Source organism: Candidatus Poribacteria bacterium (genome assembly GCA_021295715.1).
Taxonomy (GTDB): Bacteria; Poribacteria; WGA-4E; order WGA-4E; family WGA-3G; genus WGA-3G.
The window spans coordinates 3,876-29,960 of sequence record JAGWBV010000079.1; the positions used below are offsets into that span (position 1 = coordinate 3,876).

General features: G+C 48.7%; 24 protein-coding genes. 6 read left to right on the plus strand and 18 right to left on the minus strand.

Annotated features, from left to right (window positions below):
• The 3 genes from J4G07_17375 to waaF form a co-directional block, all read right to left on the minus strand.
• Positions 1-1,206 (minus strand): DUF4159 domain-containing protein (locus tag J4G07_17375; GenBank protein MCE2415758.1); only part of this gene is annotated, 1,206 nt, incomplete at its 3' end.
• 213 nt (positions 1,207-1,419) lie between these two features.
• Entirely contained in the window at positions 1,420-2,091 is a 672-nt protein-coding gene (locus J4G07_17380; GenBank protein MCE2415759.1) for a hypothetical protein, read from the minus strand.
• 195 nt (positions 2,092-2,286) lie between these two features.
• A complete protein-coding gene (gene waaF, locus J4G07_17385) occupies positions 2,287-3,453 on the minus strand; it encodes a lipopolysaccharide heptosyltransferase II (protein MCE2415760.1) in 1,167 nt (388 codons plus the stop codon).
• 483 nt (positions 3,454-3,936) lie between these two features.
• On the opposite strand from waaF, the gene J4G07_17390 reads away from it, so the two are divergent.
• The 6 genes from J4G07_17390 to J4G07_17415 all read left to right on the plus strand — a co-directional run bounded on the left by J4G07_17390 (position 3,937) and on the right by J4G07_17415 (position 12,791).
• Positions 3,937-5,370: a hypothetical protein gene (locus J4G07_17390; GenBank protein ID MCE2415761.1), complete on the plus strand. Its 1,434-nt coding sequence runs from the start codon at positions 3,937-3,939 to the stop codon at positions 5,368-5,370.
• 185 nt (positions 5,371-5,555) lie between these two features.
• Entirely contained in the window at positions 5,556-8,114 is a 2,559-nt protein-coding gene (locus J4G07_17395; protein MCE2415762.1) for a hypothetical protein, read from the plus strand.
• A gap of 26 nt (positions 8,115-8,140) precedes the next feature.
• A complete protein-coding gene (locus tag J4G07_17400; protein MCE2415763.1) occupies positions 8,141-9,223 on the plus strand; it encodes a VWA domain-containing protein in 1,083 nt (360 codons plus the stop codon).
• A gap of 158 nt (positions 9,224-9,381) precedes the next feature.
• Positions 9,382-10,146 carry a sugar phosphate isomerase/epimerase gene (locus J4G07_17405; GenBank protein MCE2415764.1) on the plus strand — a complete coding sequence of 255 codons (765 nt, stop codon included), beginning with the start codon at positions 9,382-9,384 and terminating at the stop codon, positions 10,144-10,146.
• A gap of 2 nt (positions 10,147-10,148) precedes the next feature.
• Positions 10,149-11,510 carry a hypothetical protein gene (locus J4G07_17410; GenBank protein ID MCE2415765.1) on the plus strand — a complete coding sequence of 454 codons (1,362 nt, stop codon included), beginning with the start codon at positions 10,149-10,151 and terminating at the stop codon, positions 11,508-11,510.
• Between the two features lie 3 nt (positions 11,511-11,513).
• A complete protein-coding gene (locus J4G07_17415; protein MCE2415766.1) occupies positions 11,514-12,791 on the plus strand; it encodes a sulfatase-like hydrolase/transferase in 1,278 nt (425 codons plus the stop codon).
• A 19-nt stretch (positions 12,792-12,810) separates the two neighbouring features.
• Here J4G07_17415 and J4G07_17420 read toward each other — a convergent pair whose 3' ends face one another.
• The 15 genes from J4G07_17420 to J4G07_17490 form a co-directional block, all read right to left on the minus strand.
• Positions 12,811-13,140 (minus strand): hypothetical protein, encoded by a 330-nt coding sequence (locus tag J4G07_17420; protein ID MCE2415767.1) that lies wholly within the window; start codon positions 13,138-13,140, stop codon positions 12,811-12,813.
• A gap of 16 nt (positions 13,141-13,156) precedes the next feature.
• Entirely contained in the window at positions 13,157-13,603 is a 447-nt protein-coding gene (locus J4G07_17425) for a metallophosphoesterase (protein MCE2415768.1), read from the minus strand.
• A gap of 177 nt (positions 13,604-13,780) precedes the next feature.
• Entirely contained in the window at positions 13,781-14,026 is a 246-nt protein-coding gene (locus J4G07_17430; GenBank protein ID MCE2415769.1) for a hypothetical protein, read from the minus strand.
• Positions 13,911-15,035 (minus strand): molybdopterin-dependent oxidoreductase, encoded by a 1,125-nt coding sequence (locus J4G07_17435; GenBank protein ID MCE2415770.1) that lies wholly within the window; start codon positions 15,033-15,035, stop codon positions 13,911-13,913. The genes J4G07_17430 and J4G07_17435 overlap by 116 nt, the downstream gene beginning before the upstream one ends.
• Before the next feature lie 59 nt (positions 15,036-15,094).
• Positions 15,095-15,937, minus strand: coding sequence for a PmoA family protein (locus J4G07_17440; GenBank protein ID MCE2415771.1), 843 nt, complete (start codon positions 15,935-15,937; stop codon positions 15,095-15,097).
• Between the two features lie 161 nt (positions 15,938-16,098).
• Positions 16,099-16,923 carry a sugar phosphate isomerase/epimerase gene (locus tag J4G07_17445; protein ID MCE2415772.1) on the minus strand — a complete coding sequence of 275 codons (825 nt, stop codon included), beginning with the start codon at positions 16,921-16,923 and terminating at the stop codon, positions 16,099-16,101.
• 65 nt (positions 16,924-16,988) lie between these two features.
• Positions 16,989-17,729 carry a R.Pab1 family restriction endonuclease gene (locus J4G07_17450; GenBank protein ID MCE2415773.1) on the minus strand — a complete coding sequence of 247 codons (741 nt, stop codon included), beginning with the start codon at positions 17,727-17,729 and terminating at the stop codon, positions 16,989-16,991.
• Positions 17,722-18,900 carry an N-6 DNA methylase gene (locus J4G07_17455; protein ID MCE2415774.1) on the minus strand — a complete coding sequence of 393 codons (1,179 nt, stop codon included), beginning with the start codon at positions 18,898-18,900 and terminating at the stop codon, positions 17,722-17,724. Before J4G07_17455 ends, J4G07_17450 begins: the two co-directional genes overlap by 8 nt.
• 83 nt (positions 18,901-18,983) lie before the next feature.
• On the minus strand, positions 18,984-19,700 hold the full coding sequence (locus tag J4G07_17460) for an alpha/beta fold hydrolase (protein MCE2415775.1): 717 nt from the start codon (positions 19,698-19,700) through the stop codon (positions 18,984-18,986).
• A gap of 56 nt (positions 19,701-19,756) precedes the next feature.
• Positions 19,757-20,086 (minus strand): type II toxin-antitoxin system HicB family antitoxin, encoded by a 330-nt coding sequence (locus J4G07_17465; GenBank protein MCE2415776.1) that lies wholly within the window; start codon positions 20,084-20,086, stop codon positions 19,757-19,759.
• A gap of 116 nt (positions 20,087-20,202) precedes the next feature.
• Positions 20,203-22,500: a xanthine dehydrogenase family protein molybdopterin-binding subunit gene (locus J4G07_17470; protein ID MCE2415777.1), complete on the minus strand. Its 2,298-nt coding sequence runs from the start codon at positions 22,498-22,500 to the stop codon at positions 20,203-20,205.
• Between the two features lie 28 nt (positions 22,501-22,528).
• Positions 22,529-22,759, minus strand: coding sequence for a hypothetical protein (locus tag J4G07_17475; protein ID MCE2415778.1), 231 nt, complete (start codon positions 22,757-22,759; stop codon positions 22,529-22,531).
• Between the two features lie 69 nt (positions 22,760-22,828).
• On the minus strand, positions 22,829-23,353 hold the full coding sequence (locus J4G07_17480) for a (2Fe-2S)-binding protein (protein MCE2415779.1): 525 nt from the start codon (positions 23,351-23,353) through the stop codon (positions 22,829-22,831).
• A 313-nt stretch (positions 23,354-23,666) separates the two neighbouring features.
• Positions 23,667-24,515, minus strand: a complete 849-nt coding sequence (locus J4G07_17485) for a xanthine dehydrogenase family protein subunit M (protein MCE2415780.1) — start codon at positions 24,513-24,515, stop codon at positions 23,667-23,669.
• 276 nt (positions 24,516-24,791) lie between these two features.
• Positions 24,792-26,036 (minus strand): Gfo/Idh/MocA family oxidoreductase, encoded by a 1,245-nt coding sequence (locus tag J4G07_17490; protein ID MCE2415781.1) that lies wholly within the window; start codon positions 26,034-26,036, stop codon positions 24,792-24,794.
• Between the last annotated feature and the right edge of the window lie 49 nt (positions 26,037-26,085).

The window sequence follows — 26,085 nt, forward strand, 5'->3', positions numbered from 1 at the left end:
TTTCGGCGGACGTGTGCCCCACCAGAAGATGTCGTATCCGACAGGGGGACCACCCATTTCATAGAAGTTATCGTAAATCTCGTGCTCGTTCGCAATACGTTCAATCTGATACTCAGGCATGACGTAACGCATCTGTGCGAGGAAGAGACGAATCATCGCTTGCGCAGGTGCGTTCACACCGCAGTCGTCAAAGACGAGGAATCCACCTTTTTCAACGAGATAGCGACGCATACCAGCGGCTTCAGTCTCAGTGAGACGGCTATCCATTTTACCACCACCATACTGCCGTCCGAGCAAGTTACGAGAACGGGTGAGTGACGGATCGTGTCCTGTCATAAAGACGAAGGGTGTTTTGAAGAGGTTAGCATCGGTAAGTTTCAATGCGCCACCTTCAACGTTCATGTCGGTTTTAATCTTCGTACGCTCGTTGAGCCATTTCGTCAATGCGTTGAGGGAAGAAGCATCAGCCCACCAGTCAGAGAGACTGTGACGGATCCGTGTGAAACGGAAGACGCCTCGGATGTCCTTACCTTTACCGATAACGCGTCCACCGGGTTCGCCTCTGGGCAGGGGTGGTACTTCAACGTTACCGAGTGTGATGTTTTCAACGACATCGCCGAGCGCATCGCGTGCGGCACCGACGTTTTCAACCATTGCGAGTCCGGGTGGACGTTCAAAAGCGACCTTCACCTGCACAACGCTGCCTGCGACACCACGACCGATGTTAGCCGGTCCAGCGGAGGGGGCAGTTGCGACAGGGGCAGAGAACGCCAAGGCACCAGGGGCATCCGAAACAGGTAGGTCAGCGTGTGTTACAACTGTCGGCACGGGTGCGTTCGGCGTAACCACTCTTGGTACATTCGGATTAATCGGTGCGTCCACTCTGACGGTTTGGTTTGAAAATTCGAGCACTGTCTGCGGTTGGAAATTCGACTTCGCAACAAACGCAGTCGTTACACGAGGCTGTACTTGAACCTGTTCGACGACGACGGTGTTTTGTGTTGGAACCGTCGGCTTAATAATAGGTTTTACAACAGGTTTGCGGACCTTAGGCTTCGGTGGCTCCTTGGGTTGGAGCACTTCAGCACCCACGAGATCTTTGAACTGTTCAGTTTGCGTGACGAGATAAATGCCAGCAATGAACGCTATGACCGCGTGAAGTACCAATGAAGTCATCAAGGCACCTGAGGTTCGTTTTGCACTCATTCGTTATTACCTCCAAGGGAAATTTGCGTATCCTACAGAAAATAAAAAGTTGTTGATGCAGGGATATATGCAATTTCCGTGCCAATGTGATAAACACTGAATTGGCGATGAATCCCTGCATCAAACGGGTTAAGCTGCACGAAAAGGGGCAATCTCTTTTTAAGCTGCACAAAAAGGGGCAGTCTTTAGCAACCGTGTGCACCAAAATCGGACTTATTCGACTTTGTCGGCAGCTGTTGTAAAGAAGCGGCCTGCCTCCTTAAGCCGGGGTTTACCTTTGTGAAAGCCAAAGATGCCAAGGTTATTTTCGGTACTGCTATCCAACTCGTGGATCTTCCACCCATCCTTTTCCTCTTTCACCAGATAGAGATGCGTTTCGCCAGGAAACGCGCCTTTGTAACAATTGTAGCCTATGGCACTCGCTTCAATTTTGCTGCCTTTATAGCGAATCCAAAAATCTGTCAATTGGTCGTTCTGACCCCATTTGGATCCCTTTGTCCCGATGCCGATCCACAGACCTTCGATAGCGATTTCAACATTCCTCCAGCCGAAGGCGATTGGCACCGGTTCATTTCCGGCAAAGATTGTTCCGAAGGCAACCTTGCCGTCATTCGTCCGGAAAGTCTCCCCAATGGCTTTGAGATCGTTGTCGTTAAAGGCTTTGTAGAAGGCAGCATAGACCTCTTGAATTGCGGCTTTTTCTGCTGCGAAGTCGATAGGCGGTTTCGCAGCAACTGCTGGCGTATCAGAACTCGTAGATGAGGCACTTTCTGTCGGCTTTTCAGCGGATTCCTCTTCGGTGTCGCCACCACATCCTACAATGCCGACGCTCATGATGCCTACTGCGAAAAGGACAAGCACGAGCCACGTTAATCTCGATTGCATTTTTCTAAATTCCTCCTTTAGATTCATTACATTGCTTGCAAGCGAGCGTTGCAAGCCGGTCGCATCCAAAAAAAAAATCGCGCTTTCCAGTTTCCCAAATGCGTATCAGGCAAAGATTCGCCGCTTAATGGCTAAGATACACTTTCCATGGATGCTGTTTAAGACATTATAACGTCTTTACAAAAATATGTCAAGTTAATTTGTCACCGCTGATGCCTGTTGCTGTTTAGGGTCCAATTTCTCAATTTTCGTCAAATAAGCAGCCGCTTCAAGAGTCTGAATTACATGAGAAACCTGAATTTCGGACATACACCCCGCTTTTCCAAATCGACAGGTCGTACCTAAACAGGGACAGTCAGACTTCCGCTGAATCGTTTGACACTTTTCACCCGCTGGACCGAAACGGGTCGGATCTCCGGGTCCATACAATCCAATTGTCTGTGTGCCAACGGCAGCAGCGAGATGCATCGGGCCGCTATCGTTCCCGATAAACACATTGCATGTGGGCAAGATTGATGCCAACTGTGTCAGCGTCGTTTTGCCAGCGATATTGATTGATTCACCTCGCATCAGTGCTTGGATTTCGGTGATGATCGGTATTTCATCTTCCACACCGACAAACAGAATGTGTGCACGTTTTTGGGCAATCAGCCAATCCGCTAATTCGGCATACCGCTCAGGCAGCCACCGTTTCAGTACAATCGGGGACCCAGGATGGATAGCAACCAACGGGTGTTGCCTCTCAATCTGATATGTGGCAAGGAAATCGGATGCCCATTTTTTATCTTCTGCTGTTACTGCGAAGATTGCGGTTTGGACAGGCGTTGGGATGCCGACTTGCCTTAAGACATCGAGATTACGCGTCGTTTCGTGAGTCCCACTGAATTGTGCCAAACCTAATTTGTTTGCAACTTGTAGGGCTCCACGACTGAGTCGTTTCGGCGTGAGTCGTCCGAATGCAAACCAGACAGTCCGCCAATCGCTGCGGAGTTCCACCATCAGATCGTATTTTTGACAGCGTAACTCTCGGTAGAGCTTAAACGTTTCTCTGAGCGATGTCGGCTGCCCTGTGCGGCAAAAAGCGGGTGAATTGTATTCTATCACGTGATTGACATCAGGATGCTTCTCTAAAACGACGCGACTCCACGCACCGGTGAGTGCGTGCAGTTCAGCGTTTGGATACGCTCGACGGAGATTCGAAAACACCGGTGTTGCTAACAGGACATCTCCGAGATGGTCGAGTTTGATAACAAGGATTCGTTCCGGCGCGAAAGATTTCGGAAACCAACGTTTCCGATAAAAAAGCCACTGCACGACAGCGGAAGCGATTAGCGTGAGAATTTCGGGCGCGTTCTGAAACATCTTTTTGCAGTTTACTGAATTTGTGGGGATTTGTCAAAAGGAATTCCGTCCAGTGAATCCGTAGTGGTCCGCCAGCCGCCGCGAACGTGTATCGCTAATCCACCGCTCACACGCAATATCTCCCGAAAGAATCTTCTAACATCTCTCTATCCCACCCGACTGTCGACTCACAAATTTTGTTATACTGTTCATTATTTGAACAAATTTGTCCATTTTCTTTTACAAAAATCAGATAAAATAGCAAAATAAGGTAGGTTTTGCTATTTTTCGGACTGGCACCGTCCTTGCTAAACATTATATTGGAGTTCCTTACGAGATATATAGAGTTACTCGGATACTCAAAACAAAAAGGCAGTGGATGTGGAATCGTCCCCAAAATTATTCAAATAATTTCTAAGAGGTATTGGAGGCATCTATTATGTTTGTAAGAATCAATAAAGTCTTGACACGACAGACTTATCGAACGATGAAGGACAATTACTCATGAAGACGAACACACGCATACACTTCTTATTCACTCTTGGCTTACTATTTCTTGCCCTCAGTTGTGGGCCTGATGGGAGTGACATCCTACGCCCCTCTGACATATTCGATGTCACACAAACATTGCTCGCGGAAACGAAGGAGTCCCCTAACACTCAGGCTCCGCTTGACTCTCAGGACACCTATAACACAGTGCTTGCACCTATCCTCACAGAACGTTGCGCTATTAGAGGTTGTCACGTTACTGGTGGTCCAAAGAACCTTGATTTTACTACATATAGCAGCTTCACGAAAGGTGGCGATGATGGCGCAATATTTATCCCGGGCAATGCTAAAGATAGTACTGTTATTAAGGAGATCGTTTCAGGCAGAATGCCGCCTTACGGGGATCCGTTGACTCCTGCCCAAATTCAGGCATTTCGGGATTGGATTAATCAAAGTGCAGCCGATGACAGTTCAGGTGCCGATAAACCTGACAGCCAGGCCTCCGTTTTGCTGGATACACCCGATGCAGTTGAAATAACCCATTACAGCAATTGGCAACTCACAGAACGCACACCGCCTATGGTTCGTGATGGTATAACGATATTTACAAAGGTCGTGTTTGCTAAAAATGCGCCTTATAGAGTTGCCAATGATTCCTCGGCGCGTCCGGATATAAGATATATATTATCGAGATCTGACGGGAGCAAAGTGGAGAGGCGTTATAGTATTGTACCGCGCGACTCTACTGGTAGCGACTTTGTAAGTGCTGACTGCAAGCCTATAGAGGGCACAAAAGTATTTGTCTGTAAGTACACGCTTCCTGTTTCTGACTTCACGGAATTTTCTGTAAATATCCTCGGTATTGTACTTGATGGCACTTCGTTGAAGATCGACTCAAAACGGGTACCGGAACAACAAGAAGTACTTCAACAACAACCAGTGCAACAACCCCCTACGCCTCAGGTTGTCTCCTTTGAACGCGATCTTTTGCCTATTCTGAGAGGACGGTGTGCGTTTGCTGGCTGTCATGTTGCTGGAGGTCCCGAAGGCATTGATCTCAGCACGTATGAAGCTTTTGCGAGGGGTGGAAACGATGGTCCCATCTTCATCCCTGGGAATCCCGCGAGCAGCGATATTATCGAAGAAATCGTTTCAGGAAGGATGCCACCCGGTGGACCCCGCCTGACAGATTCCCAGATCCAACTTTTCATTGACTGGATTAATCAACAAAAACCAACAGTTCTCAACCGAGACAATAATGTTGCTACTCGAACAACTTTCCCTCCAAGCACTGCAACGAGTAACGATGACGACGATGATGATCACGACGATGATGACCACGACGACGATCACGATGACGATGATGATGACGACGATCACGATGACGATGATGATCACGACGATGACCACGACGACGATGATGATGACGATGACCACCATGATGATTAGCAGGGATTCCAATATTGCTGCTACTTCACCGCTCCGTAGAGGCTGGTTTCAGACCAGCCTCTATATTTAAGCCCACCTCCTTCACTATTCAACAAAAAGCAAACCCAAACCCATTTGCATTCGTCAGATAGATTCTGATATACTATTTTCACTTGCTTTTACCCCTCACAGACGAATTTAAGCACATGCAATTTATCAAATACTTTTCAGAGATCGACGATGCCGACTTGCCGCGAGTCGGCGGAAAAGGGTTGAACCTCGGAAAACTGACGAGGACCGGGTTTCCAGTACCGAACGGTTTTTGTGTCACCACGGATGCCTATCGCTTGTCTGTTGAAGGTCTATTGGAACAGAATCAGAGTAACGTTAAAGACATCGAATTATCACCAGAACTCGTTGCAGAAATCCATGCGGCGCGAGAAACATTGCAGACAGCTGCGGTCGCAGTGCGTTCCAGTGCCACAGCAGAGGACCTGGCAGAAGCGAGTTTTGCGGGGCAGCAGGATACCTTTTTGAATGTAACACCCGATAAACTTTTAGACGCGCTGAAAGCCTGCTGGGCATCACTCTGGTCGGAACGAGCCATTGCCTATCGGCAGACGCAGAAGATCCCTGATGAAGGATTAGCAATGGCAATCGTTATTCAAGAAATGTGTGAATCAGATGTTTCTGGCGTGCTTTTTACTGTTGCTCCGTTTAATGAGAACGCCGCTATTATTGAATCGAATTGGGGATTAGGTGAGTCGGTTGTATCTGGTGCGATCACGCCTGATAGTTTTTACGTATCGCGGGATACAGGTGAGGTACTGGAAAGAAGTATCGCTACGAAATGCGAAATGGTAACTGCTGCTGGTGTCAGTGCGGTCCCCTCTGCACAGCAGGATACCCCAAGTTTAACGGACGCGCAACTGAAGGAGCTCACACAACTCGGCAGGCAGGTTGAAACCTACTATGGACAACCGATGGATATTGAATGGGCACTTGCAGACGGACAGTTTGTCCTGCTGCAGTCCCGTTACATTACTACATCCGCCGAACCTGTCACACATCTTAGTCAAACACATTCCATCTCCGAAGCAGATAAAGAAAGCATTGAGAAAATCCGTCAAGAGGAAATCCAGATATTGGAAGCACGTGCCGATGAACAGGGGACCGTTTGGTGTCATCATAATCTTGCGGAGGTGCTACCGGCTCCACTCCCGATGACGTGGGAGATTCTGAAGAAATTTATGTCGGGTGCGGGTGGGTTAGGTAAAGCGTATCAAGGCTTGGGGTTTTATCCAAGTGAGCGCGTCAATCATGAAGGGATTCTTGACCTGATATGTGGGCGGGTCTATGTTAATTTGAACCGTGAGGCGGAGCTCCATTTCGACGGTTTCCCATTTGCACACGATTTTAACGCCTTGAAGCAAAACCCACAAGCAGCGATGTATGCGCAGGCACAAACCGATATTACGCGGAGTAACGCCTCATTTTGGTTGAAACTACCGCTCCATATCATCCGTATGAGCAGAGCGGAGATGCGGCTGCGGCAGTGCCGCTCTGATTTCGGCCGATCGCTAACTGAAGAAGCATTTCCGGCGTTTCAAGCGGAAGTAGAAGCAGAGCGAAACATTTCATACTCAGACCTAACGGATATCGAATTAGTGACGAAGTTTGAAGAATGGTGTGCTAAAACACTGGACGACTTTGCACCGAAAGCCCTGACCGCTACACTCCTCGCCGGGTTTTCACTTCAACGATTGGAGGCGGCTCTTCAGAAGTGCTTGAATGAAACAGAAGTAAAAACTTCCGCGAGCAGGCTTATCAGTGGAATTTCTGGTAATCTCACCGTTGAAACCAACGAGAAATTGTGGGAAGTGGCAACAGGAAACTTGACCCTTACCGATTTCCTAAAAGATTACGGACATCGAGGCGTTGATGAGTTTGAATTAGCACAACCCCGTTGGCGCGAAGATACCACTTATCTTGAACAGATCGTCGCCTCTTTCCAACAAGAGAATGCTGAATCCTCTTTTTCTAAGGATGATGGGGCGAAGCAACAGATAGAACAACGTGAGTCGGCGGAAAAGGAACTCGCCGCACACCTGAAAAATAAAACGGGTTTAAGAAAGCAGATTGAGAGCGAACTGGACTTCACAAGACGCTACATGCCCTTCAGAGAGACAGCGAAATTTTACCTTATGCTCGGTTATGAACAGATTCGACGTGCCCTGCTTGAATTGGATCGCCGTTATCGACTCGATGGCGGTGTCTTCTATCTCGTGGCTGATGAATTACGACGACTCACAAACGGTGAGGTATTCAGTGATCTTATCACTGCCCGTAAGACGAAGCGCGAATTGATGTTACAAATTGAGGTGCCGGACGTTATCTTCAGTGATACATTGGATCAGATCGGTATCTCGATACCCCTCGAAGCGGTTGATACACTCACTGGAGTGGGCGTTTCGGCAGGTGTTGCAACAGGACACGCGCGCGTGCTTCTGACACCGACAGATGTGCGACCATCCGACAGGAATTATATTCTGGTATGCCCGTCAACCGATCCGGCATGGACCCCGCTTTTTCTGCCTGCAGCGGGACTGGTGATGGAGCGAGGGGGGATACTTTCACACGGTGCGGTCGTTGCCAGAGAATATGGCGTGCCTGCTGTGGCGAACATCCCGAACGCAACTCGCCGTATTGCTGACGGGCAGATGCTCCAAGTTGATGGGAATCATGGAACGATCTCAATTTTTTAGGCAGCCTCGTAGTGGGGAAACGGAATATGCTGCTACTCGACACCTATTCAGATAAACTTCAGCAGAAGCGTAGAAAAACTCGTCGAGCGTTTCTGGTTTCGCTGGTTCTACATGCCATTGCGACAATAATTATCGGTCTCGGTTATATTCAGTGGTATCGACCGATGCAACCTTCGGAGCCGCTTACTTCAGAAGCCATTGCGGTGACATCCCTCCAACGTTTTCATGTGAATAGTACCCGCAAACGTTCTATGCCGGCTACGCGGCGGTCAACGCCGACGCGTTCCAAAACCTCGCCCGCTCTTAAGCAAAACGTTGCGAAACTGGTGCATTCAGCACCGCCAACCGCTTCGAGTGCCGCTATTCCCGTGCTGAGGACAGACGCTCGGTTACCAATGGCTGAGACATCCCTGCGCGAGCAGACCACAGAAACGCTTGCGTGGAAAACGATTGCGACCACGCAGACCCAAACACCTACCATCGCACCCAAGCCAAAAACTGGTCAAGGCGAGACTGCGATGAACACAGCAGATACTAACAGTCCTGCTCAACCGATTGACAGAGACGCACGGATGGGAGAGGCATTAGAAGGTATCGCGGAGAGCGTCGCTGACGGTAACACCGAAACCGCTGTTGACCTCGTTTTTCTGCTTGACATTAGCGGAAGCATGATAGATAATATCCGTGCAGTCGGTAGACAGCTGAATCGGATGGTAACGGTGTTTGAAAAGGATGGTATTGATTTCACACTCGGAATCGTTATCTTCAGGTATCTTGAAGGCGATACAATTATCCATCCACAAACGCGAGACAGCGAGAAATACAAACGCCTGTTAACTTCGCACGTTGTCGCCGCTGCCGGAGATGAACGGGCACACAATGCGATCATAAAAACAATTCGACGCGTCAACTTCCGCGAAGGGGTAAACCGCCGATTCATTCTTGTCACCGATGAAGCGAGCAAAGGGTCTTATACGCTACCAGAAGTGTTAGCACAATGCTTCCAAAACAACATCATTGTAGATGTTATCGGTATTAATCATACCACACATAGGGCGTTAACGACGAAAACTGGGGGACTCTGGTATCCCATTCCGATACAGGAGTAGCAGTCAGCAATCAGCAAACAGCGGTCAGAGGAATAATTTTCAACGCAGAGATTTAGTTTTAACGAAAACTTAGCCCGTAACGAAGTGGAGGGCGGATCTACGGAAAGGCACTTCAAATACTAATTTCACGTCAGTTAACCGCAAGGAAAATTAAAAAGATGAAATGGTCATTGAATACTTATCAAACCTGCCAAGAGTGGGAACTCGAACGTATACTTGACACCGCTGCCGCGACCGGCTATCATGGTGTCGAATTATTAATGGACTACAAGCAGAAACACGGATTTGAGTGGGATACGCCAAGAGAGGCTTGGGACGGACTCAAGGCACAGGTCGATGCGAGTGCCGTTGTTATCTCCTCACTCACGAGTTGCCAAAATTTTCACTCCGAAAACGCTGCCGATCGTAAAGAAACCGTTCGACGCGTTACACGCGTAATCGACATGGCGGAATTTATGGACTGTGATCATGTTCGAGTGCTCGGCGACCGATATACTGATGAGAATCGCGACGCTATTGTTGGTTACGTCACGGATGGGCTGAAGGCTCTCGGTGCTTACGCCGCTGAAAAAGATATTACTGTCTCTATTGAGATGCACGGTTCCTTCACAGATCCGGATTCGGCAATGGAAGTCATCGAAGGTGTGAATCTCCCGAACGTCGGCTTCGTCTTCAATTCGCAATTCATTGGTTGCGATGCTGGGAGTATTGATCCCCTCTTTTCGCGTGTAGGTTCACACATTACTGCGGTGCATACACACCGTGTGGAAGAACCTGAGACGTTTGACCTCTACCGGCAGATGTTCCAATGGCTCAATCGCATCGGTTTCTCAGGCTACATCTCCAACGAATGTGCTTATACGGGTTCCGACCCGGAGAAGGTGCTTGCCCTGTACGTAGGAATTTTCAAGGCGTTTGTTTAAAAATGGACACCCCACAATCAGCACACCTTTATAAACGGGTCGCAATTCCAGACGCGTTTCTGAATGAAACATCGGAAAACGCGTGGGGTGGCGATATCCGCATCGGTGATCTGACGGGCGACGGAACGGTTGACTTACTCGTGTACAAATCGCTCGGTGGTATTCACCCCTGTTTCCTCGGCGCGTTCACGTTGGAAGGTGAACCCCTCTGGTCCATCGGGGATAAGAACCTCGAAATTAGAGATGCGGATGCAAAGGACACCACGCTAACGACCCTCTCGCCCGACCGCCCCGGTCCTGTCGCTATTTACGATATAGATGCCGATGGACAGGCAGAGGTCATCTGTTTCTGGGTAGACGTGGATGCTCCAGAAGTGAGTAAATGGGATCTGTCCGCAATCCGCCTAATGATTTTAGACGGTGCCACAGGTGCCGTCAAACATACCTCTGCGCCGGACGCGTTGTGCCAGTGTAATGCGTCCGCTGAAGGCGAAATCCATATCTCCAACTACGTCCATCAACGATTGATGATTGCCAATCTCTGCGGAAATGCCCAACCACAAGATTTTGTCGTGAAGGTAGGTGTGAATCTGCTCGCTTTTAACCATAAATTGGAACTGCTCTGGCAGTATACCGACGCGTGGTTCCGTTATCCGAAGCACTCTGCATACATTCCAGCAGTCGGCGACTTTAATGGTGACGGACGCGATGAAGTTAACGGTGGCAATTTCGGTCTTGCTGCGGATGGCACAGTCCTTTGGAATCATTTTTTTGGCGATAATATGGACTCGGTTTTAGTTTCCGAATGGAATGGCAGGAACCGAGCGATCCTCTCCGGTGGCGGACAGGTGGTGGATGCCGAAGGCAATCCGATTCTCTCACTCGGTTTCGACGTTGTGCCACATGGACAAGAGATTCGGTGTGGCAGATTACTACCAGACGCGCCTGAAAACGCTTTGGTTATCCGATATAACGGACACCACACCGACCTGATGATCGTAGACAACAACGGGCAGATTAAAAATAGGTTTAACGTCGATGAAACGCCGAACAATACAGGCTTGGAAATTATCCGCTGGAATGGGGACGATACTTGCGAATTGATTTATAGTCCTGCTGCGCTCTACGATAGTAGCGGAAACAAGGTGGTGATGTTCCCTGAACTGCCGCCACCCAGAGGTGGGAAAATGGGCTGGTATCACTGCTTTCCTGCGGATGTTTGCGGCGATACACGCGAAGAGGTTATCCTCTACGATCCGTATAGCGACGCTGTTTATATCTACACACCCACGCCTTTCCAACCCGACCTGTTCGTTGGATACCAACATACCGAGCGGCAATATAACACCCGTTTAATGGATTGAAATATGCAGAACAAGGTTGTCAATAAATTTCTACTCATCTCGATCGATTGTTGGCGGTTCGATGCCCTCAGTCGGACGAATCCGTTTTTTAACACGCCAAAGTTCGACCTGTTGACGCAGGATTTCTCGCTCGCTGAAAAGTTTTTCGTGCCAGCACCGGCGACGCGTCCCTCGCATACCTCCTATTTTACGGGACTTTATCCGTTTGAACACGGGGTCTACGGACAAACCTATCTCAAGATGTTTGAAGGCATCCCAAACCTGTTCCAGATATTTGATGACGCAGGCTATCATATCACGGGACGTTCCGAACGTCCGGAAGTGTTCCGTTTCCTTGATTTTGAGCCGTTCATCACGTCGGTTGACCCAAACGCGAATGCACAACATCTCGGTTCGCTTGAAGACCTTGTCCAGCAAATCAATCAACCTTCTGACGTGCCGCAATTCTGTTTTCTGCATTTCTGGTATACACACGGCGGTTACGGCATGAGCGGGATCCCGGGAGCACCGAGCCTCAAATCACTTGTGGATAACGGTAGGATAGATGAGGCATTGCGGTTCTATTACGCCGCTGCGACGCACATACTCGAATTCAAGTTAGTTGAAATTCTGAAGCAACTTCAACTCTCGGACTGGGCAGTCTTCATCTTTGGAGATCACGGCGAAGGTATCTGCGAGGAAATTACCGATCACGGCGGCACACTCAATCAGAATGTGTTACACGTGCCACTGTTGGCACATATCCCTGGTGTATCAAATCTCGCCCTCTCATTTGAAAGTCCAAACCCACCGATTTCAGCGATCGACCTGTTCCCGACGATTACAAATCTGGCGGGTATTGATGTAGACTATCACGGATATGGACGAGACCTATTGTCTCCATCGAAAATTGACGAAAACCGTTTAGTATTGTCGGAGTTGGATAGTCTCTACGGGGTCGGGTTCCTCAGTCGGGACAACTTAGAGATGCCACACCATCGCGTGACCTCTCGGACGACGGTCGATAATGAGGAAATCCGTAAGTATTCGGAAGGCGTTCGGCTCTGGTCGTTGACGGATGGTGAGTATCTCTATCGAGAAGATGAGCAGACGGGTGAGTTTGTGTATCGACATGTGCTGAGCGGCGAGGATCTCACCTGTGAGGACCCAGACCGTTTTCGCGACGCTTACGACGAAATTTTGATGAATTCTAATTATCAGCACCTGCTGACCCAAGAATCCACAGATGAGGAGACGGAGATTCTGGAAGGCAAATTGCGGGATCTGGGGTATGTTGAGTGATGTTGCATGCCTGTCTTCCCTATTTGTTCACAGGAAAGACGCTTTCGCTGTCCGGCTTGAAAGGATTTTTGTTGACCAAGGGGATATTCCCTTTTTTTCGCTCAACGAGTTCCCAATCGCCGGTTTTCCAATGTTTTTCATAAGCATAAATAACGGCGTGTGCACACCAGTCTGGATCCTCAAATTCCAACCAGACACGTTTTGCTTGCGGATGAATCTCATCGTCTATGGAGGCGACGGCGTGTTCATGATTCTCGGACCAGATAAGGCACTGTTGCTTGGGTTCTGATGGATGTAAGCTTTCCAGTGCTTCTCTGCTCGTTAGCGTAAACAGATCCCTGTATCTCATCTTTTCCGCACCGTCTCTACAGTTCGTGAATTGTTGCCTCAAGCGTCTCAAGACCAACAACGGCAACTGTTGCCTTCCCCGTCGTCCAACCACCGGTTTCACCAGGATTGAGTAGGAGCGATTCTCCCTTCTGGATGTCTATCTGGTGGGTGTGTCCGTAGACGACGATGTCGTAATCGCCACTTTTGGCAATAGGGATGGCGAGTTCGGGGTAGTGCATCACAGCGATGTTTCTGTCGCCGAGCGATACACTTGCAAGATTGGGATGCACCTCACCGATTGCTTCAAACCGTTGTGCAACGACGACACGCTCGCCGTCATTGTTTCCAAAAACGCCGACAACGCGGCAGTTTAGATCGGCTAACGGGTCAATCGCAAACGGCGCGATAAAATCACCAGCATGGACGACGTGCGACAGCGCGTTCGACGTTCGGGATGTTGTCGTGACTGTCAGACATGACACCAAGTTTCATATTTTTAACTTTCCTTGCGGTTAAATAAGGTGCATCTGAATTAGCGAGTACGTTTCTTAAACCCGCGCCCCACTTCGTTACGCGCTAATGTTTTTGAATCTTAATCGTGTAGATTCCCAAAAACCTCCGCGTAAGCGGAGCGAAAACCCAACAATTAAAAAATCTGTTTAGGCGACTACCGAGACAGGCACTCTGTGGATAACATTTCCGAGGTAGCCTTTCGGGTTCCACGTTTGGTTGAAAGGCTGCGCGGCACCCGTTTCGTCGAACGCGCGTGCCCATATTTCATAATAACCGCTATTGGCAAAGGTAAGTTCGGCTTCCCAATGATACCAAGCGTATCTGTTTGATGGCGGAATCAACCGGGTTTCCTGCCACTGAAGACCGAAATCTGTAGAGACCTGCCCACGCATGACCTCTCGCCTCTATCGGGACTCCTGCTGCAAATTCCAGATGTGGTTCGGGACGGGTTATGAGCGACTTAACCTGCCATGCAGTCGCGATACGCATATCTTCAATCGGAGGCTTATCTCCCGGTGCTATTGGGTCAGCTGGAATACGATAGGAATATCCGCTCATCTTTTCCGAGTCGTGGACCTGATCCCGCACCCAGATACGGTTGAGCCACTTTTGCATGGTGCTGCCGATCCATCCGGGAACAATCAATCTCGCGGGGAATCCGTGGGCTGCTGGCAACACTTCTCCATTCATCTTAAGAGCGATAAGTGTGTGTTCATCCATCGCTTTCTCAATTGGAATTCCACGTGAGAAGGGTTCACTTCCGTCATTGGGTACATCTTCGCCGTAATTTCCGGTATAGACAGCACTCGACTTCAAACCTGCGGCTCGTAAAACATGGCGCAAACGGACACCTGTCCATTCGCTACAGGCGACTGCGCCGCGCTGCCATGGGGTTCCACTCACCTTCGGTTCAAAGAGGTTTCTTCCGTTCCCCGCACATTCCAATACGACTTCCATGGTAACCTGTGGAAAACGCGAAAGGTCATCCATTGACAGTGCCAGTTCTTTATGAACTTCTCCATCTATGACCAATTTCCATCCACGGAGATCCTTTCCTACCGCTCGCTCTGGAATGCCACTGTTATTACGGACGAAATGTCGCGCGGTTGGGGTAACGTCGTCGTTGAGGAAGTGTGGAGCGAACTCACCGTTAAAAGGATTCTGCGAATGGACGATCATGTCCGACTTCGGAAGTCCCGCCGCTTGTGCGTCAACTAAGACAATAGGCGCGAGTCCCCTACCGAACAAACCTCGGTCAACGGCTTCACATCCTGCTCCAAACATCCCTAAACTCGCGAGCAGTGCCCCCTTGCCGATTTTGGCAAGAAAGTCTCGTCTCGTTGCGTCAGGAACAGTTTCAAGTCCATGCGTAAAATTGGATTTGCGACCTGATTTTTGCATAGTTGTAGTTCGTTCTTTTGGGCGTTTACAAGGTGCAGTCATCAAAGAAATCAGAGCGTCTACTCAAAAAACGCTGCGTTGGGTTCACCGCGATAGAGGACCACGCGATATTGCAACTTCAAAGCTTCATCGGATGCGAGATGCAGGGGTTCATAGTAAACGAGCGAGGGATGGATCAAACAGTAATTTTCTCGGTTGCGTACCCACCACGTCGTCGGATAACGAGGGTTATCAGGATGATCGACGATAGCAACACCATAGGTTTTGTTGTCCGTAGGGTGTTGCGAAGTGAAGCTGCACCAACGGCTCTGTTTGCCGAAGATGTCCATCGGTTCGGTGCGTCCATCGGCATCTAACAAGCTCCCCGGTGTGATGATATTGTCGAATCGGATCGCCATGCCGCTGTAGAACCTGCCGTCTGCCCCGGGTTCACCGCGCCGTAGATCCAAAACGACCTCACGCTCGTTCGGTTGTAACGTCAACGACACGAAAATCTGCATCGTATCCGTTGTGGGCGGATGGACGACTATCTCTCGCTGCTCGGTGAGATGCGTCAAGCCCTGCCAATCTATCCACGCGTTCTCAGCCGTTAAACTTGCGCTGTCGGCATCTGCACTTTGCGCGACAATCCGCTGATGGACGATTTTGCCGAAACCTGTCGGGTCGCTGCCGGGTGTCGGTTGTTCCCAGAAATTGACTTCGTTGACCTTTTTCCACGCCACCCATAGACCTTGGTGATGCACATGATCGCCAGGCTCATTCATCGTGAGTGGCGGGGCACCGGGTAGATTCAATGGATGACAAAAGGGACGGTTGCCGTCTTCAGGAAAATGGTACCCCAAGATCTGCTGCCTGTCCCAAGCAATCGTTAAACTGTGTTGTGTCTGTGAAAGTGAAAACATTTTTTAATTTTACCTTACGGAGAAATCAAGTGGGTTAGAACTATCAAGCTCATCTCTGAAATCTGAAGAAACACCCAAGCAAAAACACGCAAGCGGACAGAAGAGAAAGTGCCTAATAAACAAACCCCTTGATCCAACGCCTTGTGAATCATCAAAAATCCCTAATTGAGGTAAGGGTTCACGACTTCGCGTTCAATAGATAAGCCTTCCCATTCATCATCACCGGGTCCGTCGTAGATGAGGGTATGGGGTCCGGCGAAACCCGCCTTTTGGGTGAGATCAAGGCATTGCACGTAATCTTCCGTGTCCATTTCACGCGGTGCTGCGAAATGTGCTTTGGTATGACACGATTCCGCCCACGAGGCAATCGCGGCGAGATCTTCATACTTGGTATCGCCACGCCAGTTCCCAAAGTCGAGACAGAGTCCCACTTTTCCGTCTAATCCGTCTAAAATGGTATTGACATTTTCAGGTGTAGAGAAGATGGAGAACCAGTTTTCGCTCATTACGCGGATGCCTGCGGTGTCAGCGCGTTCGGTAAGCTGCGCGAGGACATCGCGGCTCTGCGCCACCGTTTCCGCGGACGGATCGGCTTTACCACCAATGACACGTGCACACGTCGCACCGAGTTCACCAGCGATATCGATCCACTTTTCAATCCATGCAATGTCGCGTGCTGCGTCAGAGGGATGGGTGATGTCGCCGTCGTCAATCAGTAGAGAGAAAAGCTCAACGTCCGCAGCGGAGAGTGCAGCACGGAGTTCAGCGAGATAGGTTTTCTCGACAGAAGGCAGATGGAAATGACAAATCTCTAAGGTGTTAATGCCGAATTCGGCGACACGTGCGGGTAATTCTAAGAGGGGAATAGGTCCCTTGTTATGGGTTTCGGTTGGGATTTGCATGTCGTGCGCGGGTCCCGTGAATCCCGGTTTTCCAAGTTGTCGATGCAAACTCCATGTTGAGACTGAGAGTCGAGGTATTGACATAGTTTTACTTCTCCAAAGTAGCAGGTCCACTTCGTTGTGCCGTTACATAGATTCCTAAAATAGACTTATGTGAGTATAGACTTTAGTATCTCAAGAATATCTTCATGGTGTGAAGGGCTAAGCATTCCGAACACTTTCACCATCTCAATAACTATGCTGTAGTTGCTCTTATCTATCACAAATTGCGCTATTTCTTTTTTCTCTGCAATACGACCAATTAGGCTTTCGCTCACCTGAAGTTCTGTAATAGAAAAACATAAATAAAGCATTGGTTGGATACCAATTGCGTTTTGCTTTTCCCGTATGGTAATCTCTGCAATGATTTCATATTTTCCAAATTTATATACAAGTTGTGGATAATTCAGGGTCATTCCAAAGAACGTAGTGTCATTAATTTGTTTCTCAACAGGATGTGTTCTGGTTATCTGGCAATCCGGGTGATTAGAGATCAAGTTCTTTTCATCCAGATGAGATAAAAATTCAACAGTCCCCTTTAATTCTGAAGAAGTAATCATATCCCAAGAATAGAAGTAATATAGATATTCGGACAACTCGTACAAAACCTTCTTCTTGCCATTGGCTCCAATGAACGATATTTGAGGCAAGGAGGAATTACTCCTTTTCGCGTATTCTAAATCGTAACCTATTTGCCACTCAACATAATTGTTTTGGGTGAGAGGCACACTTCTGGTAGCATGTGGGTTGCCATACTCATAAAACATGCTCCTTGATTTAATTCTTATTTTCCGCTTATGTTCTGCAAGCGGAATATCTACAAGGATTCTCTTGTTCTCTTCATCAAACATGATGCTCACCCAACAATAATTTGAAATACATATCTAATTCAGATGCGGTCTGTTGCTCCTCCATCGGATTAATCTGAAAATGTTTTTTTAGGAAAGGATGATGTCTAACAGTATCATTGATAAAACAGGATTTATATTGTCTGAAAAGCTCATCATCTATAAGTACATCACAATTTCCAAAATAGAAAGGAAGTCTATGCAGGTTTCTTTTGAACACATCTACATAGGCATAATAATCAAGTTTTCGTTTGTCAATTACAATTGTATTCGCGCTATAACTTTCAACGAAAGTGCGATTTCTTTTTAATGCGTTGATGTCTCGCATCGTCCAAAAAAACAGAGAATCCTCATTTTCGGAGTGATGGATATTTCCCTCTATCGATGAAAATAAGGGATAATCAGATGTTGGTCGCTTCTTCTTCGGATATTTATCAATGTAACCCGTAATATAATCAAAATCATCAAGACAAAAATCGCTTTTATCTGCTACACGGAAACGGAAAGAGCGGACAAAATTGCAGGTCATTCCTTGCGTATTTCTCTGGTAAAGCGCAAGGATAATTGGGAAAGGTGTGTGTTTCGCGGATTCAGGAAATTCCCAACTGCTGATTAATAGACCATCTAACAATCTATAGTTCGCAGTGAACTCCTTTAATCGTCTAAAATTCGTAGGTTTTATTAAATAGGATAACGGATGCAAAACACAAATGAGGTCCGCCTCGAGTTTATTATAGGAACGAAGAAATGATATGCCTAAGTCTCGACACGCTATATCTTCATCAATGTCAAAATCGACATTTTTGATACTTTGACGAATAAGTGATGTTCTATCGTTATAGGGAGGGTTTCCAACCACTATCAAATTGGACTGCTGAGGAATAGCGAATTTTGCCCTTGATACATTGCATAACGCATTCGTCCGAAAGAACCAAACTTTATCGTTGTTCTTTTTCGCCACATCGATTGCAGTTTCATCAATATCACATCCAATTGTGATAGACCGTTTGCTATTTCTCAGAAAATCCCCGTATCCACACGCGCTATCAATGATAATGGTCTGTGAAGACACATAAGGCGCAATCATCTCCCAAGCGATATTCACAATCTCGGGTGGCGTATAATAACTCCCTAAATTCACTCTGTTCTCATACGCTAAGTGTGCTTGACTCATTTTTTTAGGAAGATTTTCTCCTCACAAGAAACATCGTTCCTTGAGGGTTGAAACAATATGTTATGATGGTAAACCCCAAACCGCTACAGATTTTGATTAATCCACGCGACGACTTTTTCGACCATGACGAGAGTGCCATCACCAGAAAAGACGTGATCCACACCCGGCAGTTCGAGAAGCTCCGTATCTTCGTTTGCGTGCTGTAGGATGTCGTGGCTATCCTCAATAGGAACGATATCGTCCTCAGTGCCGTGCACCAAAAGCCATGGAACCGCAAACTGACTCGCGTTTTTTGCGACACTGTCTATTGTCGCCATATCATCTACATAAGTTTGTGAGAGTGGGCAATCAGGCTCATCCCACATAAAGCCTTCATCGGGTGTGGCATCACCGAATTCACGTTCTGCAAACGCTTTTGTGTGCACCATTCCCGCGAGCGAGACGAGTGCTTGTATGCGTTCATCGGCAGCAGCACGCAGTACGCCAACCGCACCGCCCATGCTATGTCCTACGTAGCAGACGTTGTATCCATCAAGCGCGTCAATGACATTTCCGAGGTCTGCCACCTCTTTTGTGATAGTGGAATCTGTAAATGCCCCCTCCGAATCACCGTTGCCGGAGAAGGAGAAGCGCAGCGCAGAAATGCCAGCCTCAGCAAGCCCCTCTGCCAAAGCGACGAGTGCAGGTCTGTCCTTGTTGCCGGTAACGCCGTGTCCGATCACCACAATTCTGTCGCCCTCGCCTCTGTGAACGGAGTAATCAAGGCGTTCACCGTGTTCGTTTCTAATTTCGCCCAACATAAAAGCCACCTTTGCTACATTTTGCAGTTCCTGCCGTATTTTCTACAGATATTGTACTAATCTGCCGAAACAATCTTCTCTAGGACCTCTTGAAGATAGACATCTATTTCTAATTGACGACGTGCTGCGTTCAATGCAATCCGACTGTACAATTCAGGGGTTGTTTCGATCGTGAGTGTCCCTGAGAAAGGTTTATCTGGTATTTTTCCTTGTTCTTCGCAGACTTCAAAGTAAACCTCAAGTGACTTCTGCATCTCTGTTCGAAGTTCGGTTACGGATGCTCCATAAAATGTAATTACATCTTGTGTATTGATCACAGTTCCATGAAAGAGGTCTATTTCCGGATCAAAATCAACGACTCCGATATAACCTTTATACTCAATCATAGTGTAATCCCGCTGTTCATCCGTTATGTATCATGACATTATTTCAAACACATTAGCAGCAGCGCGAGAAGCTGCGCTACTGCTAATTTTCGTCACCTTACAAAACAGATATCGAATTAGTGTCCATTGCTTTTCAACGCTTGGACAACCTTCTCCGGTTTGATCGGCAATTCGGTAATCCGCACACCGATAGCATCTTTGACAGCGTTCGCCATCGTTGCCAATGTTGGCGTAATCGGTGGTTCACCAACACCTTTGGCACCATAGGGACCGTTGGGGGCAGGCACTTCAACAATGACAGATTCGACCGTTGGAAGATCTGCCGAGGTTGGGACGCGGTAATCGACAAAGCCGGGATTAACGTTACCGTTCTCGCCGTACTGCATCTCTTCCATCATTGCCCAAGCATACCCTTGGACTGTGCCACCTTCGATTTGTCCTTCAACAGCCATCGGGTTGATAGCGTAGCCGACATCTTGCGAAGCGACGAGTTTGAGGACTCTCGTTCTGCCGGTGTCTGGATCTACTTCAACTTTTGCAATCTGCGCGGCGAGTGCCGGTGTGCTGGGTTGTCGAGCGAAGGAACCTTTTCCAACGATAGGACCCCCGGTTGTGGACAGGCTATACGCCGCAAGTTCACCCAACGAAATGGATTTCGGCGGATCTGCGGTAACAACATGGACCTCTCCATCTTTGAGTTCGAGATTGTCCACGTTCATATTGAGTCTCTCAGAGGCGAGTTCAAGAATTCGTTGGTGAGCGTCTTCCGCTGCCAATTTTGCGGTGTTGCCCATTGTGAAGGTAACAACACTGCCACCCGAACCGGTAGAATAGGGTGCGGAATCTGTATCGCCGCGTCGAATCGTGACGCTTTCATACGGCACTGTCAGGATTTCGGCGATAATCTGTGAAATCGCGGTATCCGTTCCGGTGATGTCCATAGACCCATGGAAGATACGGGCACTCCCGTCTTCATGGACAGAAACATAAACACCACCGGGTCCACAGCCGTTTGTCCAATCGCCAACAGCGACACCCCATCCTTGGTTCTCACCGGCTTCCCGATCCCACCATCCAGCGGCATCAGCGACGGCTTCCAAAGTCTCTTTGTAACCCACTTTCGGTTCCTCTGCGCCTGCGGGGACGGGGTCACCTTCTTCGCGCATGTTTATCAGACGGAACTTAACGGGATCCATGCCGATACGTTCAGCGATCTCGTCGAGTTGGGATTCACCTGCGAAAATCGCTTGTGGGGCACCGGGCGCTCTGTAAGCAGCAGTACCAGATTTGTTGGTGTGAACACCATAAGCGTCTACCTTGAGATTCGGAATTTTATAGACCCCGCGTACTCGAATCGTGCTACCGATGGATGCGCCGGAGACGGAACCGGAATCCCAAAAAGCGAGTGCTTCCCGCGCAAGGATGCGTCCGTCGTTCGTGGCACCTGTTTTGATTTTAATAACACAACCGGGTGCCGGTCTACCATCAATGAATTCCTCTTCACGCGTCATCTGGACACGGACGGGACGCCCTGTTTTCTGCGAAAGCAGCACCGCAGGAACGTGCGTAATAATCACACCGAAACGTCCACCAAAACCGCCGCCCATTGTTGTGCCGATGACATTAATTTGCGTCAACGGAATACCAAGGGTTCCAGCAATACCTGAACGGATCGCGAACGGGCCTTGTGTGGATGCCCAGACCGTGATTTTACCGGATGAATCTGCGCTGGCGACAGAGACGTGCGGCTCCATGTAAGTTTGGTGGACCCGTGGAATTACATAGGTATCTTCAACAACGACATCCGATTCAGCAAATCCTTTCTCAACATCACCCGCTTCGGAGTGGCTTTCGGCGGAGATGTTATAGTAAACTTCATCAGGATATTCCTCTAATGCTGCCTCAAGTCTGCTGATTTCGTCGCTGTGATCGTTTTCCTTATCGCGAGAGAGTCTCCGGATCTGTGTACTGATTCCCCTTCGATTGGGACCATCCTTTGTTGCATCACCGTGCAGGCGAGGTGCTGATGGCTGAATCGCTTCCATAACGTCTTGCACAACCGGTAGGACTTCGTATTCAATTTTAACGAGTTCAGCGGCTTCCTCGGCAACATCGGGATCGGTCGCTGCAACGGCAGCAAGCGGTTCACCCAAGTAAAGGACTTTATCAGTCGCGAAGACTCTTCTACCGCTCGGTACATCGTCTTGCGTAATAATCGCCCTGACACCGGGAAGTTTTTCGGCTTCGCTGGTGTCAATGCTGAGTATGTTGGCGTGTGCATGTTTACTGCGGACGATTTTACCATAGAGCATACCGGGTGGATGAACATCTGCCCCGTATTGAGCGGCACCGGTTACCTTTTCAACAGCATCAACACGTGCGACCGTTTGTCCGACAACAGTATATTCTGACATCTCATTCTCCTTTTTCATGTGATAACTATTATGCACTTGCAACGAGTTGGTGGAGTTTACCGCGTCCGATAGCAGTATTGCATTTTTTACAGACTTTGACGGTATTCTCTCCGACTTCTCGTTCGTAAAGGACCTTCACACCGGTGCGCTCACAAACTGGACAGGTTCCTCGACCGTTGTTATATTCACCGTTGTGGACTACCCCGTTCGGATCTATGTAAAGGTGTCTTATGCCTTTTCCTCGATGAGTCTTTGCCATGCTTTCTCCTAATATTGGCTATCAGCAATCGGCTTTCGGCTATCAGTGAAGAGGTTTTCTGATTCAGGTTCAGGTGCGCCCTCTTGACGCAAGCCGCGTGTGGACTTGCGTGACAATGCCGATGACCGATGGCTGATGGTTATTTTGCAGATGTTTGGCAAGAATCTTTGTGTATCCGGTGCAACGGCAGATATTCCCGCCGAGTGCATGCCTGAATTCTTCTTCGGTCCTTTCCGGATTTTCGTCTAAAAGTGCCTTTGCTGCCATGATGAAACCGGGGGTACAGAAACCACACTGATAACCGCCTGTGTTAATAAACGCCTGTTGGACAGGATGAAGTTCACCGTCACTGGCTAACCCTTCAATGGTGGTAATCTCTTTTTCAGAAGCCGTGACACCGAGCACCATACAGGATGTAACGGCTTTACCATCAACAATAACAGTGCAGGCACCGCAGTCGCCTGTACTACACCCTTCTTTGGTACCCGTTAAACCGATCGTATCGCGGAGCACAGCCAACAGGGTTTTGCGTGGTTCAATGAGTAAATCGTATTCGTCCCCGTTAACCTTTAGACTGACAGGGTGTTTTGCCATATTTTTTCTCCTTTTTTAATCTTACCTTGCGGATTTTTAACTATTCCTTGCGGAGGAATAACGTGCGTTCCAACTCTAACGTGCGTCCCTCAAACCCGCCCTCCGCTACGCTTACGGGCTACGGGTTTGGAACTAACGAAAACCTCTGAACCGACTGCTAATTGCTATTTTACCTTGCGGTTAAACAATTCTTAATTTTACCTTGCGGAAGCACAACGGACGTTTCAACTTTGACGTGCGTTGCTCATATCCGCCTGCGCCGATGTTGCTGGCTTCTGTTCCGATTGTAGGAGGGCGATAACAACAATTGGACTTATGCCCTCGCGACTGCCTCTTGTAAGGTTCGCCTTGTAAGAACATCAACCATTTCTCTGCGATGTTCCGCGGAGCAACGTAAATCGGATATTGGGCTGGAGGCTGCTGCAGCGGCTTCGCCGGCTTGTTGCAGAAGTTCCGCTGTCAACTCGTTTCCTCTTAAAAGATTCTCTGCCTCCGTCGCACGAATCGGTGTAGGCGCGACAGCTGCGAGTCCGATTCGGGCATCTGTTATCGTCCCGTTGTCCAGATTGACAGCAGCAGCAACACCGATGAACGCCAGATCCATCACTTCACGGATTTTATGCTTGATGTAGTGGGAACCAGACGCGGGATTCGGCAAACGAAAGCGTGTGATAATCTCACCGGGTACTAAGACGGTCTGCCCGGGTCCTGTGAAAAGCTCGTCAATTGACACACTCCGCTCGCCATCAGCACTTGCGATGTCAACCTGTGCGTCAGCGACCAGCAAACCGGCAACTGTATCTGCAGCAGGAGAAGCGTGCGCAATGTTGCCACCGACAGTTGCGAGATTACGGATCTGGATAGAGCCGATTTCTGAGGCACCTTCTGCTAATGCAGTATGGTGATCCTGAATATCTGCCGATAATTCAACCTCTCGCACCTTCGTCATCGCACCGACGCTAATACTGCCATCAGCTTCTGTGGTAACACCCGCTAATCCCGGAATTTTCTGCAAACTAATTACGGACTGCGGCGTTTCGGTGAGTGCCTTCATACCAATAACGAGGTCCGTTCCGCCAGCAAGGAGCTGCGCATGCTCCTGAGCGAACAGCCGCGATGCTTCCGCGAGGGTGGTAGGTTCAAAAAACTCAAAACCTTTCAAATTTAATCCTCCATTTTTAATTATTCCTTGCGGTTCGATCAAGTGGGTTTGTCGATGAACGTCCCTCTCCGTATATCCGCCCTCCTATCGCAGGTCTCCTATAAAGGCTTGCGGAACAATGTTACGGGCTACGTTTGCGAGGCTATTTATCATAACCCAGTACCGCTTCTCTTTAATTAATCAAGGCGTGTATATGTTTCCACAGACCCAACGACACCCTTTAAAGGATACCCGATTGAAGGGAACTTGTCAACTTTAAATTCGCTGAATGCGCTCCTATGGAATGTGCCAACCCGGTATCGGTTCCGCGCGGAGTCCTTCCAACTCATAAAGTTCCTCTACGCTGATTTCGCGACCGAGTTTCGCTGACAAGAGCGCACCACTCATAATCTCCGTAACCTTCAGACCAACATCCCCATTACTCACGGGTTGGGCATCACTGTTGCAGGCATCAAGGAAATCACGGAACTTATCGGGGAAGGACACATCTGGGAACTCCAATGGTGTCTCGACAAGATTGCCCTGATAACGTCTACGATTGCCCTGATCATCGGTATCCCATTCCCCTTTTTCAAGGAAGAGCTTATCGTTGCTAAACGAACCTTCAGAGCCGAAAATGAAGATACCTTGCGGTTGACCTGCCATATTGCTGGACCAACCGTTCTCATACGTAAAGGACATCCCGTTCGTAAATCGGACGAACACAGATACGTGTTCCTCAACATCATTGACCTCTTCACCTGTGTATTCAGGGAGCATCCCACGATAGGCGATACCACTAATTGTGGCGGGCTGTGGTGAACCAAGGAGATAGATAGAACGATTGATGAGGTAGACACCTGTGTCATATATGGTGCCGCCACCACTGTAAACAGAATGGAGGAACCATCTGCCGTAGCCAAACATATCCACATTCGGTCTGCCGCGGACACGGTAACTGGTGAGTCTACCGTAATAAACATCACCAATTTTCCCAGAGGTAACATAGTCCCGAATGGCGTAGCTTGTCGGATCAAGGCATGTGCCGCCGCTCTGGTATGCGAGTTTAACGCCAGCGGCATCACACGCATCCCGCATATTTCGCGCCTCTGTTGCCGTGCGCGCCATCGGTTTTTCGCAGAAGACGTGCATTCCAGCTTGTGCGGCTGCGACTGTAGCGGGTTCGTGGACAAATGGCGGTAGGGCAAGGCTGACAGCGTCTAAATCGCACTCCGTTATCATTTCGTTGTAGTCGCTAAAGATTTTGACTCCGTTGTCAGCATATTCCGCCAAGAGTGCAGCATCTGCTTTCAATTGCTCTCGCGCTTCCGCTGTATCCGCCTTTTCTGCTGCCTCGGCTGCAGTTTCCGCGCGCGATGCTGCACCGGAAAGGACTTCCGCATGTCGCCGCTTCACATTCGCTTCCACTGTATCGCAAACAGCAACGATTTCGGCGTGCTGCGGATGTGCAAGATACCCGTTGACATGTGAACCGGCTATCATACCGCATCCAATAATCCCGATTTTAATCCGTTTTGACATTATAAACTCCTTGATAGCATTCTCTCAACAGCAAGCCCTTATTTGCGCG

What these genes read in the sequence shown, in the direction of transcription:
- J4G07_17480 (MCE2415779.1), bottom strand. Translation starts at nt 23,353, where the DNA reads ATGGCAAAACACCCTGTCAGTCTAAAGGTTAACGGGGACGAATACGAT.
- J4G07_17400 (MCE2415763.1), top strand. Translation starts at nt 8,141, where the DNA reads ATGCTGCTACTCGACACCTATTCAGATAAACTTCAGCAGAAGCGTAGA.
- J4G07_17475 (MCE2415778.1), bottom strand. Translation starts at nt 22,759, where the DNA reads ATGGCAAAGACTCATCGAGGAAAAGGCATAAGACACCTTTACATAGAT.
- J4G07_17395 (MCE2415762.1), top strand. Translation starts at nt 5,556, where the DNA reads ATGCAATTTATCAAATACTTTTCAGAGATCGACGATGCCGACTTGCCG.
- J4G07_17455 (MCE2415774.1), bottom strand. Translation starts at nt 18,900, where the DNA reads ATGAGTCAAGCACACTTAGCGTATGAGAACAGAGTGAATTTAGGGAGT.
- J4G07_17490 (MCE2415781.1), bottom strand. Translation starts at nt 26,036, where the DNA reads ATGTCAAAACGGATTAAAATCGGGATTATTGGATGCGGTATGATAGCC.
- J4G07_17410 (MCE2415765.1), top strand. Translation starts at nt 10,149, where the DNA reads ATGGACACCCCACAATCAGCACACCTTTATAAACGGGTCGCAATTCCA.
- J4G07_17405 (MCE2415764.1), top strand. Translation starts at nt 9,382, where the DNA reads ATGAAATGGTCATTGAATACTTATCAAACCTGCCAAGAGTGGGAACTC.
- J4G07_17390 (MCE2415761.1), top strand. Translation starts at nt 3,937, where the DNA reads ATGAAGACGAACACACGCATACACTTCTTATTCACTCTTGGCTTACTA.
- J4G07_17380 (MCE2415759.1), bottom strand. Translation starts at nt 2,091, where the DNA reads ATGCAATCGAGATTAACGTGGCTCGTGCTTGTCCTTTTCGCAGTAGGC.
- waaF (MCE2415760.1), bottom strand. Translation starts at nt 3,453, where the DNA reads ATGTTTCAGAACGCGCCCGAAATTCTCACGCTAATCGCTTCCGCTGTC.
- J4G07_17445 (MCE2415772.1), bottom strand. Translation starts at nt 16,923, where the DNA reads ATGTCAATACCTCGACTCTCAGTCTCAACATGGAGTTTGCATCGACAA.
- J4G07_17420 (MCE2415767.1), bottom strand. Translation starts at nt 13,140, where the DNA reads ATGAGATACAGGGATCTGTTTACGCTAACGAGCAGAGAAGCACTGGAA.
- J4G07_17460 (MCE2415775.1), bottom strand. Translation starts at nt 19,700, where the DNA reads ATGTTGGGCGAAATTAGAAACGAACACGGTGAACGCCTTGATTACTCC.
- J4G07_17465 (MCE2415776.1), bottom strand. Translation starts at nt 20,086, where the DNA reads ATGATTGAGTATAAAGGTTATATCGGAGTCGTTGATTTTGATCCGGAA.
- J4G07_17470 (MCE2415777.1), bottom strand. Translation starts at nt 22,500, where the DNA reads ATGTCAGAATATACTGTTGTCGGACAAACGGTCGCACGTGTTGATGCT.
- J4G07_17435 (MCE2415770.1), bottom strand. Translation starts at nt 15,035, where the DNA reads ATGCAAAAATCAGGTCGCAAATCCAATTTTACGCATGGACTTGAAACT.
- J4G07_17440 (MCE2415771.1), bottom strand. Translation starts at nt 15,937, where the DNA reads ATGTTTTCACTTTCACAGACACAACACAGTTTAACGATTGCTTGGGAC.
- J4G07_17430 (MCE2415769.1), bottom strand. Translation starts at nt 14,026, where the DNA reads ATGCGTGGGCAGGTCTCTACAGATTTCGGTCTTCAGTGGCAGGAAACC.
- J4G07_17415 (MCE2415766.1), top strand. Translation starts at nt 11,514, where the DNA reads ATGCAGAACAAGGTTGTCAATAAATTTCTACTCATCTCGATCGATTGT.
- J4G07_17450 (MCE2415773.1), bottom strand. Translation starts at nt 17,729, where the DNA reads ATGTTTGATGAAGAGAACAAGAGAATCCTTGTAGATATTCCGCTTGCA.